5 pseudogenes are annotated in these 17,051 nt (G+C 75.4%); all 5 read left to right on the top strand.

Annotated elements, in window-relative coordinates:
• Positions 1 to 111: 111 nt before the first annotated feature.
• Positions 112 to 813: pseudogene (locus AC6F7H_RS00670) on the top strand (beta-ketoacyl [acyl carrier protein] synthase domain-containing protein); the annotation flags it as partial.
• Positions 814 to 852: 39 nt separating this feature from the next.
• Positions 853 to 1,236 (top strand): annotated as a pseudogene (locus AC6F7H_RS00665) (beta-ketoacyl [acyl carrier protein] synthase domain-containing protein); the annotation flags it as partial.
• Positions 1,213 to 1,647, top strand: a pseudogene (locus AC6F7H_RS00660) (ketoacyl-synthetase C-terminal extension domain-containing protein); the annotation flags it as partial. The pseudogenes AC6F7H_RS00665 and AC6F7H_RS00660, both read left to right, overlap by 24 nt.
• Before the next feature lie 33 nt (positions 1,648 to 1,680).
• Positions 1,681 to 6,636, top strand: a pseudogene (locus AC6F7H_RS00655) (acyltransferase domain-containing protein); the annotation flags it as partial.
• Positions 6,622 to 16,986 (top strand): annotated as a pseudogene (locus AC6F7H_RS00650) (type I polyketide synthase); the annotation flags it as partial. The pseudogenes AC6F7H_RS00655 and AC6F7H_RS00650, both read left to right, overlap by 15 nt.
• Between the last annotated feature and the right edge of the window lie 65 nt (positions 16,987 to 17,051).

Here is a 17,051-nt window from a genome sequence, read left to right as displayed (position 1 = left end):
GTCAGCCTCCCCATAGGGGTTGGTGCGCCGACAGGGCGTGGTTAGTCTCAGGTGCCGACCCGGATTAGGGCAGCGGCATCCATGGCGCATTCAGAGGTGGTTGGAGTTTCCATGCCTGAAATCTCTGCCGAAACGCAGGAAGCGGTGGCAGTGGTCGGGCTGGCCTGCCGGCTCCCCGGCGCCCCCACCCCGGACGCATTCTGGCGGCTTCTGCGCAACGGCATGGACGCGGTCGGCGAAATTCCCGCGCACCGCTGGGACTTCTCCGACGACGACCCGAATGCGGCTCGCGCCGTGCGCCGCGGCGGTTTCCTGGACCGTGTCGACGAATTCGATCCCCGGTTCTTCGGAATCTCGCCGCGCGAGGCCGCGGCGATGGACCCGCAGCAGCGCCTGATGCTGGAATTGAGCTGGGAGGCCCTGGAGGACGCCCGCATCGTTCCCGGGCGGCTGACAGGCGGCCGGACCGGTGTGTTCGTCGGCGTCATGGGCAACGACTACGCCACCCTCGGCCACCGGGCCGGCCTCGGCGCCGTGGGCCGCCACTCGCTGACCGGTGTGCAGCGCGGCATCATCGCCAACCGGGTCTCCTACGCCGTCGGCCTGCGCGGCCCGAGCATGACCGTCGACGCCGGGCAGGCCTCGTCGCTGGTGGCCGTCCACGTGGCCTGCGAGAGCCTGCGCCGCGGCGAGTCGACGCTCGCTCTCGCCGGCGGTGTCCACCTCAACATCGCCGCCGAGAGCGCCGTGGCCGCCGCGGCCTTCGGCGCCCTGTCGCCCGACGGCCGCTGCCACACCTTCGACGCCCGCGCCAACGGCTACGTACGCGGCGAGGGCGGCGTCGTCGTCGCACTGAAGACCCTGACGCAGGCCGTCGCCGACGGCGACGAGATCTACTGCGTCATCCGCGGCGGCGCCGTCAACAACGACGGCGGCGGCAGCGGCCTGACCGTGCCCGACGCCGACGCCCAGGCCGAGGTCCTGCGCGACGCCTACCGGGCGGCGGGCGTCGGACCCGAGCAGGTCCAGTACGTCGAACTGCACGGCACCGGAACGGCGGCCGGAGACCCCGTCGAGGCGCACGCCCTCGGGACCGTGCTGGGCGGGGGACGGCCGGCCGACGGCCGGCTGCGGGTGGGATCGGCCAAGACCAACATCGGGCACCTGGAAGGCGCCGCCGGCGCCGTCGGGCTGCTCAAGGTCGCACTGTCCCTGCGCAACGGCGAACTCGCGCCCAGCCTCAACTTCGTCACCCCGAACCCCGCGATCCCCCTCGACGACCTCGGGCTGACCGTCCAGACCGAGCTGGCGCCCTGGCCCACCGACGAGCCGTCCCGTGTCGCCGGTGTGAGCTCCTTCGGCATGGGCGGCACCAACTGCCACCTGGTGCTCACCGGATGGGAGCCCTCCGAGCCCGATGTCGCCGGACGGCCCGAGGACCCGGGCACCCCCGTGGCCTGGCCGCTGTCCGCCCGGACCGGCGAAGCCCTGCGCGACCAGGCACGCCGGCTGTCGGAGCACCTGGCGGACCACCCCGGCCCGCACCCCGCCGACATCGGGTTCTCCCTGGCCACCACCCGCTCCGCGTTCGACCGGCGCGCGGTCGTCGTCGGCCGGGACCTGCCGGAACTCCTCGCCCGCCTCGACAGCCTCGCCCACGACCGCCCCGACCCGGGTGTGATGACCGGCGACGCCGAACCCGGCGGCCTGGCCCTGCTGTTCACCGGCCAGGGGGCGCAGCGCCCCGGCATGGGGAAGGAACTCCACCAGGCGTTCCCGGTGTTCGCCGAGGCCTTCGACGCGGTGTGCGAGCGACTCGACCCGCGGCTGGGCCGCCCGCTGCGCGAGGTGCTCACCGACGGCACCGACCTGGATCACACGATGTGGGCGCAGGCGGGCCTCTTCGCCCTCGAAGTCGCCCTCTTCCGGCTGGTGGAGTCGTGGGGCGTCACCCCCGGCGTGCTGCTGGGCCACTCGCTCGGCGAGATCGTCGCCGCACACGTGGCGGGCATCCTGGACCTGGACGACGCCTGCACCCTGGTGGCCGAGCGAGGCCGGCTGATGCAGGCGCTGCCCGCGGGCGGCGGCATGCTCGCCGTCCAGGCGACCGAGGCCGACGTCGCCGGCTCCGGCCTGGACGTCGCCGCCGTCAACGGCCCCAACTCCGTCGTCCTGTCGGGCGCGGTCGAGGTAGTCGAGCGGTATGCGGCGGAGTGCGCCGAGCGCGGCCTGCGGTTCAACGTCCTGTCGGTGTCGCACGCCTTCCACTCGGCCCTGATGGAACCGATGCTGGACGAGTTCGCGACCGTCCTGGACGGCCTGACGTTCCACCCCGCACACATCCCGGTCGTCTCGAACCTCACCGGAGCCGTTGCCGAACCCGGTGCCATGCAGCAGCCCGCGTACTGGCTGCGCCAGGTCCGCGACACCGTCCGCTTCGCCGACGGCGTCGCCGCCACCGCCGCACTGGGCGTCACCCGCTACCTCGAACTCGGCCCCGACGGCGTACTCGCCGGCATGGCGGCCACCTGCCGCACCGACGGCCCCGTGCTGACGGCGGCCCTGCGCAAGGGCCGCGACGAGGCCGAGACGCTGCTCCGCGCCATCGGACGCATGCACACGGCCGGCGTGGACCTGGACTGGACGGCCCTGCTCGCCGCCCACCGGCCCCGCCCGGTCGCCCTGCCCACCTACTCCTTCCAGCGGCGCCGATACTGGCTCGACGACCTCCCCGCCCGCGCCCTGCCCGCCACCTGCCCGCGGACGCAGGAGCCGGAACTCCCCGGAGCCCGCCCGCAGGCACAGGAGCCCGAGCCGGAGCGCCCCGCCGACGGAGCCGGAACCCGTGCCGTGCTCCGGCTGATCCAGGAGAACGCCGCCGCCGTCCTCGGCCACGACGGCCCCGACGACGTCGACGCCCGCCAGACCTTCCACGACCTCGGATTCGACTCGCTCGGCTCCGTCGAACTGAGGGACCGGCTCGCCACAGCGCTCACCCTGCCGCTGCCGGACTCGCTGTTGTTCGACCACCCGACGCCGGACCGGCTCGCCGCACACCTCCGGGACCGGCTGCGGGGAGGCACCGACCCCGCACCGCCCGCCGCACCGGCCGCACCCGGCGAGACCGCCGACCCCGCCGAGCCGATCGCCATCGTCGCGATGAGCTGCCGCTACGCCGCCGGGATCGCGACCCCGGAAGCGCTGTGGCAGTTCCTGCTCGACGGCGGTGACGCCGTCACCGGCTTCCCCGACGACCGGGGCTGGAACGCCGAGGACATCTACCGGGACGCCGCCCGCAACCCCCACGGCACCCTGCGGCCCGCCGGCGCGTTCCTCGAAGGCGCCGGCGACTTCGACGCCGCCTTCTTCGGCATCTCGCCGCGCGAAGCCCTCGCCATGGACCCCCAGCAGCGGCTGCTCCTGGAAACCGCCTGGGAAGCGGTCGAGCGCCTCGGAACCGATCCCGAATCCCTCCGGGGCAGCCGGACCGGCGTCTTCGTCGGCGCCACCGCCCAGGACTACGGCCCGCGCATGCACGAGGCGCCCCCGGAGCTGGAAGGGCACCTGCTGACCGGCGGCACACCGAGCGTCGCCTCCGGCCGCATCGCGTACGTACTCGGCCTGGAGGGCCCGGCCGTCACCGTCGACACCGCCTGCTCCTCCTCCCTCGTGGCCCTGCACCTCGCCGCGCAGGCCCTGCGCGCCGGCGAATGCGACATGGCCCTCGCCGGCGGCGTCACCCTGATGGCCACCCCGGGCATGTTCACAGAGTTCAGCCGCCAGCAGGGCCTGGCCCCGGACGGCCGCTGCAAGCCGTTCGCCGCGGCCGCAGACGGCACCGGCTGGGGCGAGGGCGCCGGCCTGCTGATCCTCGAACGCCTCTCCGACGCCCGGCGCCTCGGCCACGACGTCCTCGCGGTCGTCCGCGGCAGCGCCGTCAACCAGGACGGGGCCTCCAACAGCCTCAGCGCGCCCAACGGCCCCTCCCAGGAACGGGTCGTCCGGCAGGCCCTCGCCAACGCCCGGCTCACCCCGGCCGACGTGGACGCCGTCGAGGCCCACGGCACCGGCACCGGCCTCGGCGACCCGATCGAGGCGCAGGCGCTGCTGGCGACCTACGGCCAGGAACGCGGCGAGACCGGCGAGCCGCTGCTGCTCGGCTCCGTGAAGTCGAACATCGGGCACACCCAGGCCGCCGCGGGCGTCGCCGGCGTCATCAAGATGGTGCTCGCCATGCGGCACGGCGTCCTGCCCCGCACCCTGCACATCGACGAACCCACCCCCCGGGTCGACTGGTCCGCGGGCGAGCTGCGGCTGCTGACCGAGACGACACCCTGGCCGGAGCTCGACCGCCCCCGCCGCGCGGCGGTGTCGTCGTTCGGCATCAGCGGCACCAACGCCCACCTGATCCTCGAAGGCCACCCGCAGCCCCCCGCCGCCGAACCCGGTGACCAGCCGCCCGCCGTCCCCGTGCTGATCTCCGCACACCAGGACGCCGCCCTGCGCGCCCAGGCGCACCGGCTCGCCGACGTCCTGCGCAGCCGGACCGACCTCGACCTCGCCGCCCTCGGCCACACCCTCGCCACCGGCCGCGCCGCGTTCGACCGGCGGGCCGCCGTCGTCGCCGCCGACCGGGACGGCCTCCTCGCGGGACTCGACGCGCTGGCGGGCCGGCTCCCCGCACCCGGCGTCACCGAGGGAACCGCCGGCCGCCCGGACGGCACCGTGTTCGTCTTCCCCGGCCAGGGCTCCCAGTGGGCCGGCATGGCCGCCTCCCTGCTGAACACCAGCGACGCCTTCCGCGACGAGATCCAGGCCTGCTCGGCCGCCTTCGCACCGTACGCCGACTGGTCCCTCGTCGACGTCCTCCGCGGCGCCGACGGAGCACCGCCGCTGGACCGGGACGACGTCGTCCAGCCCGCCCTCTTCGCCGTCATGGTGTCGCTGGCCGCCCTGTGGCGCTCGGCAGGCGTCGAACCGGCCGCGGTCGTCGGCCACTCCCAGGGCGAGATCGCCGCCGCCTACGTCGCCGGCGGCCTCACCCTCCCCGACGCCGCCCGGATCGTCGCCCTCCGCAGCCGCTGCGTCCGCACCCTCGCCGGCACCGGCGGCATGGTGTCCGTGCCGCTGCCCGCCGCCGACGTCCGGACCCGCCTGGCCCGCCTGGACGGCCGGATCGGCATCGCCGCCCTCAACGGCCCCTCCGCCACCGTCGTCTCCGGCGACGCCGACGCACTCGACGCGCTCCTCGCCGCATACGAGGCCGAAGGGATCAGGGCCCGCCGCCTCCCCGTCGACTACGCCTCCCACTCACCCCACGTCGACGCCTTCCACGACGAACTCCTCGACACGCTCGCCACCCTCACCCCGCGCACCGGCGACGTACCGTTCTACTCCACCGTCACCGGCGAACCACTCGACACCGCGCACCTGGACGCCGCCTACTGGTTCCGCAACCTGCGCGAAACCGTGCGCTTCGAGCCGGCCGTGCGCGCCCTGCGCGCCGCCGGGCACGACGTGTTCCTCGAAACCAGCGCCCACCCGGTGCTCACCGCGGCCGTCGCCGACACCCTCGACGACATGGGCCGCCCCGGCGCCGCACTCGCGACCCTCCGCCGCGACCACGGCGACCACGCCCACTTCGTCGCCGCCATGGCGACCGCCTGGACCCACGGCGTCCGGCCCGACTGGACGACCGTGCTCCCCGCACCCGCCCGCAAGGTGCTGCTGCCCACCTACCCCTTCCAGCGCGAACGCTTCTGGCTCGCACCCGCCACGCCCACCGCCGGGGCCGACGCCCTCGGCCTGGACGGCGCCGACCACCCGCTGCTCGGCGCCGTGGTCGACATCGCCGAGGACGGCACCCTCGTCCTCACCGGCCGCCTGTCGACGGCGGGCCGGCCGTGGCTGGCCGACCACACGATCCTCGGCAGGACGGTGCTGCCCGGCAGCGCCCTCGTCGACCTCGCCCTGTACGCGGGCCGCCGCTGCGGCCACCCGCGCGTCGACGAACTCACCCTGCAGACACCGCTGATCGTCCCCGACGACGAGCCGCTCCAGCTGCAGATCATCGTGCAGCCGCCCGACGACACCGGCCGGCGGCCGATCACCGTGCACTCCCGCCAGGCCACCGGCGCCGACCTGGTCCCGTGGACCTGGCACGCCACCGGCACCCTCCACACCGCCGGCCCCGCCCGGCCGCCCCGCCCGACTCCGGCCGCCTGGCCGCCCCCCGGCGCGACGGCCGTCCCGCTCGACGGCGCCTACCCCCGGCTCGCCGCACTCGGCTACGCCTACGGCCCGGCGTTCCAGGGACTGCGCGCCTGCTGGCGGCACGGCGAGGAGATCTACGCCGAAGCCGCCCTGCCCGATCCCGATCCGCAGCACACCGTCGGATTCGAACTCCACCCGGCCCTCCTCGACGCCGCCCTGCACGCTCTGCTGCCCCTCGACGGCAGCCCGGCCGGCACCCGGCTCGCCTTCGGCTTCGGCGGCGTCCAGCTCCACGCCACGGGCGCGAGCGCCGTGCGGGTCCACATCGGCGCCCCGGACCGCGACGGCGCGGTCACCGTCGAACTGACCGACCCCTCCGGCGGCGCCGTCGCCACGATCGAGGCCCTCGTGCTGCGCCCGGTCGATCCGGACCAGCTCGCGACCGCGACGACCGGCACCGACCCGCTCTGGCGCCTGGAATGGGTGACGCTCCACGACACCACCCCCGCCGGGCCCGTCGACTGGGCCCTCGTCGGCGAACCGCGTTCCGGAGCGGGCGGCGTGGAGCTCCCCGGTGAACTGCCGGCCGAATCCGCGGACTCGGCGCTCCCCGGCACACCGGCCACCCGACCCGGGGCCTTCGCCAGGCACTACGCCGACCTCGACGCGTTGCAGGCGGCCCTCACCGCCGGCGCAACCGCACCGGAAGCGGTCGCCGTACACCTCGTCGGAGCCCACCGCACCGCGGAAGCCGCCGACCCCGTCGCCGACGCCCACCGCGCCGCCCTCGACACGCTGACGCTGCTCCGGACCTGGCTCGCCGACCAGCGCCTGACCGGCACCCGCCTCGTCCTGCTCACCCACGGCGCCGTCGCCACCCGAGGCGACGAGCACGTCCACGACCTGGCCGTCGCGACCGCCCGCGGTCTCGTCCGCACCGCCCAGGCCGAACACCCTGGACGGTTCGTCCTCGTCGACATCGACGACGACACCCTCCTCGACCGGGCGCCCGTCGCGGCCCTCCACCACAACGAGCCCCAACTCGCCCTCCGCGGCGACCGGGTTCTGGCCGAGCGGCTCGCCCGCGTCACCACCACGGCCGGGGCAAGCCCCGTCGACGCCGACGGCACGGTCCTGATCACCGGCGGCACCGGCGACATCGGCCGGCTCATCGCCCGGCACCTGGTCACCGCACACGGCGCCCGCCACCTCGTGCTCGCCAGCCGCAGCGGCGCCGACGCCGACGGAGCCGCCGAACTCATCGCCGAACTCACCGCGACCGGCGCCCACGTCACCGCCGTCGCCTGCGACGCCGCCGACCCGCAGGCGCTCCGCGCACTCCTCGCCGGTATCCCCGCCGCACACCCGCTGCGCGTGGTCGTCCACGCCGCCGGTGTCGTCGACGACGCCCCGATCCACACGCTCACCTCCCACCAGCTCACCACGGTGCTCCGTCCCAAGGCCGACGCCGCCTGGCATCTGCACCGGCTCACCGCGGACCTCGATCTCACGGCGTTCGTCCTCGTCTCCTCGCTCGCCAGCACCATCGGCACCCCCGGACAGGGCAGTTACGGCGCGGCCAACGTCTTCCTCGACGCCCTCGCCCAGCACCGGCACGCCCGCGGCCTGCCCGCGCTGTCACTGCTGTCGGGCTTGTGGGACGACACCGGCATGGGCGGCCGCCTCGGCGACGCCGACCGGGCCCGGCTGACACGCACCGGACTCGCCCCCATGAGCCCCGAGCAGGCGCTCGCCCTCTTCGACGCGGCACTGCCCGGCGGAGAGCCGCTGCTCGCACCCGCCCGGCTCAGCCTCCCCGAACTGCGCGCCGCCGCCCTGACGGACCCCGACACCGTCGCCGCCCCGCTGCGCGCCCTGGTGGGCGAGCCGCGCCGCCGCGCCGCCGCCCCCGAGGCGCTGACCGGCCTCGGCCTCGACCTGACCGCGCTGCCGGAGGCGGACCGGCACCGCACCGTGCTCGACCTCGTCCGCGCGCACGCCGCCGCGGTGCTCGGCCGCGCCGGCACCGGTGAGGTGGACGCCACCCAGGCGTTCAAGAGCCTCGGCTTCGACTCGCTCATCGCGGTGGAGTTCCGCAACCGGCTCAACACCGCCACCGGTCTCCGCCTGCCGAGCACCATCGCCTTCGACCACCCCACGCCCCACGCCCTCGCCGAGCAGCTCGTCGCCCGGCTGCTGCGGCGGCCCGCGGAACCCGTCGGCACGGCCACGCCCACGGCGACCCATGTCGGCGAACCCGTCGCCGTCGTCGCCATGGCCTGCCGGTACCCCGGCGGTGTCACCTCTCCCGAAGACCTCTGGCGGCTCGTCACCGACCGGAGCGACGTCATCTCCGGCCTGCCCGACAACCGCGGCTGGGACACGGACGGCCTCTACCACCCCGACCCCGACGAGCCCGGCCGCTCCTACACCGCCGAAGGCGGATTCCTCCTCGACGCCGACCAGTTCGACCCGGCGTTCTTCGGCATCTCGCCCCGCGAGGCCCAGGCCATGGACCCGCAGCAGCGGGTGCTGCTGGAAACCGCGTGGGAGGCGTTCGAACGCGCCGGCATCGATCCGACGACGCTGCGCGGCAGCCGCACCGGAGTCTTCGCCGGCGCCGCCACCCAGGAGTACGGCCCACGGCTCGACCAGCCGCTGGAAGGATCCGAGGGCTACCGGCTGAGCGGCGGCCTGGGCAGCGTGACATCCGGCCGGGTCGCCTACGCCCTCGGCCTGGAAGGCCCCGCCGTCACGGTCGACACCGCGTGCTCGTCGTCGCTGGTGGCGACCCACCTGGCGGTGCAGGCCCTCAACAACGGCGACTGCGACCTCGCCCTGGCCGGCGGTGTGACGGTGATGGCCGGCCCCGGCCTGTTCGTCGAGTTCAGCCGCCAGCGCGCCCTGTCCCAGGACGGCCGCTGCCGGGCCTTCGGCGCGGGGGCCGACGGCTTCGGCCTCGGCGAAGGCGCCGGGCTCGTGCTGCTGGAGCGGTTGTCGGACGCGGAGCGCAACGGGCACACGATCCTCGCGGTGGTGCGCGGCAGCGCGATCAACCAGGACGGTGCGTCGAACGGTCTGACCGCGCCGAACGGCCCCTCGCAGCAGCGGGTGATCCGCCAGGCGCTGGCCAACGCCCGGCTCACCGGCGCGGACGTGGATGTCGTGGAGGCGCACGGGACGGGCACCCGGCTGGGTGACCCGATCGAGGCGCAGGCGCTGCTGGCGACCTACGGCCAGGACCGTGACGAGGCCGGCGAGCCGCTGTGGCTCGGGTCGGTGAAGTCGAACATCGGCCACCCCCAGGCGGCCGCGGGTGTCGCGGGCCTGATCAAGATGATCATGGCGATGCGGCACGGCGTCCTGCCGGCCACGCTGCACGCCGACGAGCCGTCGGCGGAGGTGGACTGGTCGGCGGGCGCGGTCGAACTGCTGACCGAGGCACGTCCCTGGGCCGGTGCGGACCGTCCGCGGCGTGCGGGTGTGTCGTCGTTCGGGATCAGCGGTACGAACGCGCACGTGATCCTGGAGCAGGCCCCGCAGCCGGAGGCCTCGGTTGCAGAGACCTCTGTTCCGGGTGTGTCGGCGTGGGTGGTGTCGGCGAAGTCCGAGGCCGCGTTGCGGGCGCAGGTGGAGCGGCTGGCCTCGTTCGTCGCGGAGCGTCCCGGGCTGGACCCGGTGGACGTGGGCTGGTCGCTGGCGACGACGCGGGCCGCGCTGGAGCACCGTGCGGTGGTCGTGGGGGAGGGCCGGGAGGAGCTGCTGGCCGGGCTGTCCGTGGCCACCTCGGCCGTTGCGGGTGCCGGTGGTGTGGTGTTCGTGTTCCCGGGTCAGGGCTCGCAGTGGGTGGGCATGGCGCGGGAGTTGTGGGATGCCTCGCCGGTGTTCCGGGAGCGGCTGACCGAGTGCGAGACCGCGCTGGCCCCGTTTGTGGACTGGTCGCTGACCGATGTGCTGCTGCGGGACGGGGACCTGGACCGGGTGGATGTGGTCCAGCCGGTGCTGTGGGCGGTGATGGTCGCCCTGGCGGAGGTGTGGCGTTCGGCGGGTGTGGTGCCGTCCGCGGTGGTGGGGCACTCGCAGGGTGAGATCGCCGCGGCGTGTGTGGCGGGCCGGCTGTCGCTGGAGGACGCGGCGCGGGTGGTGGCGCTGCGCTCGCAGGCCTTGGTGGCGGTGGCCGGGGGCGGGGGCATGGTGTCCGTGGCGGCCGGCCGGGAAGCGGTCGAGGGCCTGCTGCCGGGCACGGTGTCGGTGGCCGCGGTGAACGGTCCGTCCTCCACCGTGGTCTCCGGCGACGCCGAGTCCCTCGACTCGTTCATGGCCGCGTGCGAACGCCAGGGCATCCGCACGCGCCGCGTTCCGGTGGACTACGCGTCGCACTCGCCGGAGATGGACCGGCTCCGGGAGCGGATCCTGGCCGACCTGGCCGACCTGGCCCCGGCCACCGGCACGATTCCGATGATCTCCACCCTGACCGGCGAGAGCGTCGACGGTGGACTGGACGCCCGGTACTGGTTCGACAACCTGCGCTCCACCGTCGAGTTCGAGACCGCGGTCCGTGCCCTCCTCGGACAGGGGATGCGCACCTTCGTCGAGGTCAGCGCCCACCCGGTACTCACCGTCGGCATCGAGGAGACCATCGACGCGACCGGGGCCGACGCCGTGGTGCTGGGCACCCTGCGACGCGGTGAGGGCGGCATGCACCGCCTCCTGACGTCCCTCGGCGAGGCATGGGCCACCGGCGTGGACGTGAACTGGTCCGCGCTGCTCACCGGCCGCCAGGTCGCTTTGCCGACCTACGCGTTCCAGCACCAGCGGTACTGGCTGGACGTCCCGTCGCTGCCCGCCCAGGCCGCGGGCGGGGTGGTGGACCCGGTCGAGTCGCGGTTCTGGGATGCCGTGGAGCGTGGTGACCTCGATGAACTCGCGGGCACGCTGCAGCTGTCGGAGGCCCCGCAGTTGCTGGGGTCGGTGGTACCCGCGCTGGCGTCGTGGCGCCGGGAGCGGCGGCAGCGGTCCGTGATCGACACCTGGCGCTACCAGGTCGCCTGGAAGCCGCTCACCGGTCTCCCGACGACCGCCACCCTGTCCGGCACCTGGCTCGTCGTCCTGCCCGAGGACACCGCCGCCCATGGCGAAACGGCCGACTCCGTGGTGACCGCGCTCCACCGCGCCGGCGCCGACGTGGTCACGTTCACGGTCGGGGCCCGTGACACCGATCCCGCCGAACTCGCCGCCCGGATCAGCGAAGTCTCCGGCCCGGACACGGCCGGCGTGCTCAACCTCGCCGCACTCGCCGACGAGGGCCTTCCCACCGCCCCGCTGCCGGCCGGCAGCGCCACCACCCTGACCCTGATGCGGGCCCTCGCTGTCGCCGGCCTCGACACGACGGTGTGGACCGCCACCCGCGCGGCCGTCTCCACCGGCCGGTCCGACCGGCTGGACGCACCCGTCCAGGCACAGGTGTGGGGCCTCGGCCGGGTCGTCGCACTGGAGCATCCGCGTCTGTGGGGAGGGCTGGTCGACCTGCCCGCCGCCGTCGACGCGCGGACCGGCGGCCGACTCGCCGCCCTCCTGGCCGGCGGCACCGGCGAGGATCAGGTCGCGCTGCGCCCCTCCGGCGCCTACGGCCGCAGACTGCGGCGCACGCCGCTGGGCGAGCGGACCGCCGAGCGGTGGCAGCCGGGCGGCACCGTGCTGGTCACCGGCGCCGACGGTCCACTGGGTGCCCATGCCGCGCGCTGGGCCGCCGGCCGGGCCCCGGCACGGCTGCTGCTCGTCAGCGACAACGGATTCGACGACCGGGGCGCGGCGGACCTCGCCGCCGAGCTGTCGGGCACCGGCGTCCCGGTGTCGGTCCTCGCCTGCCGCGTCACCGATCCGCATGCCGTCCAGGACATGCTGGCCGCGATCCCGGCGGAAGAGCCGCTCTCCGCCGTGGTGTTCACCGCGGCCGTGCCGTCCACCGGCCCGGTCGACGGGACCGCCCCCGAAGCGTTCGGCTACGCACTCACGGGCAGGGTCCTGGGCGCGACCACCGTGCATCACGCCCTCGGCGACACCCCGCTGGACGCGTTCGTCCTCTTCTCCTCGGTCGCCGGGACCTGGGGCGGCGCCGGACAGGGCGCCTACGCGGCCGCCAACGCCTACCTGGACGCGCTCGCCGAGTTCCGCAGGGACCGCGGCCTGCCGGGGACCTGTGTCTCCTGGGGACCCTGGGACGACGGCGCACAGGTGCCCGACGGGCACGGCCTCGAAGACCTGCACAGGCGGGGTCTGGCCGCGATGGAGCCCGGGACGGCGCGGGCAGCGCTCGACCGGGCCGTCGACCACGGCGACGGGTGTGTCGTGGTGGCCGACATCATCTGGCCCGCGTTCGTCGCGGCGTTCACCTCGGCGCGGCCCAGCCGGCTGCTCGCGGACCTGCCGGACCTGCAGCCCGCGCCCGGCCCGTCGCACCGGCACGACGAGCCCGACACCGCCGGACGTGTCGCCTCCCTCACCGCTGCCGAACGCGAGCAGGAGATGCTCACCGTGGTCCGCGCGCAGGTCGCCGCGGTCCTCGGCCACGTCGGCCCCGACGGCGTCGACCCGGACCTGCCGTTCAAGGATCTCGGCTTCGACTCGCTGACGGCCGTCGAGCTCGGCAAGCGGCTGCGGGCGGCGAGCGGCGTGGCGGTGTCCGCCACCGCCGTCTTCGACCACCCCAGCGTGCGGATCCTGGCCGGTCACCTGGCCCGCGGCCTCGGTGGCCCCGCCGCCCCCGCGGCCGTGGCCGCGACAGCGGCCGACGACGACCCCGTCGTCATCGTCGGCATGAGCTGCCGGTTCCCGGGCGGGGCAACGGACCCGGCCGCCCTGTGGCGGCTGCTGTGCGACGGCGGCGACGCCATCACCGAATTCCCCGCCGACCGGGGCTGGGACATCGACACGTTGTTCGACCCCGACCCGGAGCGTCAGGGCACGACCTACACGCGCCACGGCGGATTCCTGCCCGACGCCGGGGACTTCGACGCCGAACTGTTCGGCATCTCCCCGCGCGAGGCGCTCGCCATGGACCCGCAGCAGCGACTGCTGCTCGAAGCGTCCTGGGAGGCGCTCGAGGACGCGGGCGTCGACCCGGCCGTGATCAAGGGCGTCCCCGGCGGCGTCTTCATGGGCGTCACCTCCTCCGGCTACGGCCGCGCCGCCCGACTGCCGGACAGCGTCGAGGGGCACATCCTCACCGGTACCGCCACCAGCGTCGCCTCAGGCCGCCTGGCCTACACCTTCGGGCTGGAGGGCCCGGCGATCACCGTCGACACCGCCTGCTCGTCCTCCCTCGTCGCCATGCACCTGGCCGCCCAGGCGCTGCGCAACGGCGAGTGCTCCGTCGCCCTGGCCGGCGGCGTCACCGTGATGGCCACCCCCGACGCGTTCGTCGAGTTCAGCCGCCAGCGCGGGCTGGCAGCCGACGGCCGCTGCAAGCCGTTCTCGGCGGCCGCTGACGGCACGAGCTGGTCCGAGGGCGCGGGCGTCCTGGTGCTGGAGCGCCTCTCGGACGCGCGGCGTCACGGGCACCGGATCTGGGCCGCGCTGCGCGGGAGCGCCGTCAACCAGGACGGCGCCTCGAACGGCCTCACCGCCCCCAACGGGCCCGCGCAGCAGCGGGTGGTCCAGCAGGCTCTGGCCAACGCCCGGCTCGCCCCGGCCGACGTGGACGCCGTCGAGGCGCACGGCACGGGTACCGCCCTCGGCGACCCGATCGAGGCGCAGGCGCTGCTGGCCACCTACGGCCAGGGCCGCGGCGACGCCGAACCGCTGTGGCTCGGCTCGCTCAAGTCGAACATCGGCCACACCCAGGCGGCCGCCGGTGTCGCCGGCGTGATCAAGATGGTGCTGGCCATGCGGCACGGTGTGCTGCCCCGCACCCTGCACCTCCACGAGCCGACCGGCCACGTCGACTGGTCCGCCGGCGCCGTCTCGCCCCTCACCGAGAACCGGGCCTGGCCCGAAGCGGGCCGGCCCCGCCGGGCCGGTGTGTCGTCGTTCGGTGTCAGCGGCACCAACGCCCACGTCATCCTGGAACAGGCCCCGCCGACCCCCGTCCCCGACCGCGCCCCCGTCCCCGTCCCCGTCCCCGCCGCGGCGTCCTCCCCCGAACCGGTGGTGCCGTGGCTGGTGTCGGCCGCCGGCCCTGCCGCACTGCGCGCACAGGCCGCCCGGCTCCGCGCATTCGCCGCCGCCGACGGCAGCCCGCACACCGTCCACGACATCGCCCACTCCCTGGCCGTCACCCGTGCCGGCCTGGCACACCGGGCCGCCGTGATCGCCGGCGACCGGGACACCCTGCTCGCGGGCCTCGACGCGATCGCCGAGGACCGCCCCCACCACGCCGTCGTCACCGGCGCCACCGGGCACGGCCGCCTCGCGATGCTGTTCTCCGGCCAGGGCTCGCAGCGCCCCGGCACCGGCCGCGAGCTCTACCAGGCGTTCCCCGTGTTCGCCGACGCCCTCGACGCCGTCTGCGCCCGCGTCGACCCCCACCTCGGCCACCCGCTGCGCGCGGTGATGTTCGCCGAACCCGGCACCGACGAGGCGGCCCTCCTCGACCGCACCGACTACACCCAGACAGCCCTGTTCGCCCTGGAGGTCGCGCTCTTCCGGCTCCTGGAGTCCTGGGGCATCCGCCCCGACCACCTCCTCGGCCACTCCGTCGGCGAACTCGCGGCCGCGCACGTCGCCGACGTCCTCTCGCTCGACGACGCCTGCGAACTCGTCGCCGCCCGAGCCCTGCTGATGGCCGACCTGCCGCCCGGCGGCGCCATGCTCGCCGTCGCCGCCACCGAGGCCGAAGCGGTCGAGGCCCTCGGCACCTACGAGGGACGCGTCGACATCGCGGCACTCAACGGCCCGTCCGCCCTGGTGATGTCGGGCGACGAGGACGCCATCGCTGAACTGGCCGCCCGCTGGACCCTCTCCGGCCGCAAGGCCACCCGGCTGCGCGTCTCGCACGCCTTCCACTCCCAGCGGATGAACCCGATGCTCGAACGGTTCGCCGCGGTCGCCTCCACCGTGACCTTCCGGCCGCCCGCGATCCCGATCGTGTCGAACCTGACCGGCGCCCCCCTCCCCGTCGAGGAGTTCTGTTCACCCGCCTACTGGGTGCGGCACGTACGGCACGCCGTCCGGTTCGCCGACGGCGTGAGCTGGCTCGCCGACCACGGAACCACCCGGTTCCTCGAGATCGGCCCCAGCACCGTACTCAGCGCGATGGCCCAGCACACCCTCGCCGAACGCGACGACGCCGCCACGACGACGATCGCCCCCGCGCTGCGCGACGACCGGCCCGAAGCCGCCACCTTGTTGCACACCGTCGCCGCCGGATGGACCCGCGGCGCCGGCGTCGACTGGGCCACCGTCCTCACCGGCCGGGGCGGCACCCGCGTCGACCTCCCCGCCTACGCCTTCCAGCGGGAGCGGTACTGGCTGCGTCCGGCCGCGGCGGGCGGCGACGCGGGCGTGGCCGGCGGACTGAACACCGGCCACGCCGTCCTCGCCGCCGCGGTCCCGCTCGCCGACGACGGCGGCCTGGTCCTCACCGGCAGCCTGTCGCTGTCCGCCCAGCCCTGGCTCGACGACCACCAGGTCCTCGGCGCCGCGATCCTGCCCGGCACCGGATTCGTCGAACTGGCCCTGCGCGCCGCCCGGGAGGCGGGCTGCGGCGAGATCCGCGAACTGACCCTCCAGGCCCCCCTCGTCGTCCCGCCCGCCGGCCGGATCCGGATCCAGGTCCGGGTGAGCCCCCCGTCCGGCGCCGACGACCGCGAGGTGTCGATCCACTCCCAGCCCGAGGACGGCGACGGCACCTGGCTCCGCCACGCCTCCGGGCTCCTCGCCCCCGAGGCCGAAGCCGAAGCCGCCCGCTTCGACCTGTCCGCCTGGCCGCCGCCCGACGCCGAACCGGTCGACCTCGACGGCTACTACGACACCACCCTGGCCGGCGCCGGCTACCACTACGGACCGGTCTTCCGCGGCCTGCGCCGCGCCTGGCGCGGCACCGACGCCGTCTACGCCGACATCGTCCTGCCACCGGCGGCCGCACCCGACACCGACGCGTTCGACCTGCACCCCGCCCTCCTCGACGCGGCCATGCACGCCACGACCATCGGAGGCTTCCTCGAGGACACCGGCGCCACCCCGCTGCCCTTCCTGTGGTCCGGCGTGACGCTGCAGGCCACCGGCGCGACGGCACTGCGCGTGCGCCTGGCCGCCGCCGGAGCGGACGCCCTGTCCATCCAGGCGGCCGACAGCACCGGCAGCCCCGTCGCCGAGGTCCGGTCACTGACCCTGCGCCCGGTGCGCCCCCAGCAGTTGGCGGCGGCGGCCGCGGCCACCGCGGCCAACTCCTCGCTGTTCGCCGTGGAATGGACCGCCGCACCGGCCGCCACCGGTGCCGGCGTCGGCACCGGCGGACCGGTCGACGTGCACGTCCTGCCCGGCGGCCCCGTCACCGAGGACCTCGACGACGCCACCGCCGACCTGGTCGTGTGCCCCGTCGGCCCGGCCCGCGGCGACCTCGCCGAGAACGTCCACCGGACCACCGCCGCCGTCCTCGGCCTGATCCAGCGCTGGCTGGCGGGCGAACGGCCCGCCTCCTCCCGGCTCGTCCTCGTCACCCACGGCGCGGTGGACGCCGGCCCGGGCGAGGGCGCCCCGGACCTGGCCGCCGCCGCCGTGTGGGGCCTGATACGCACCGCGCAGTCCGAGAACCCGGACCGCTTCGTCCTCCTCGACCTCCCCGCCACCGGCGGGCCCGCCGGCACGGAAGGCACCCCCGGCACGGAGGGGCCCACCGG

Source organism: Streptomyces sp. MMS24-W38 (genome assembly GCF_059889265.1).
This window is presented reverse-complemented; position numbering and strand designations above follow the sequence as displayed.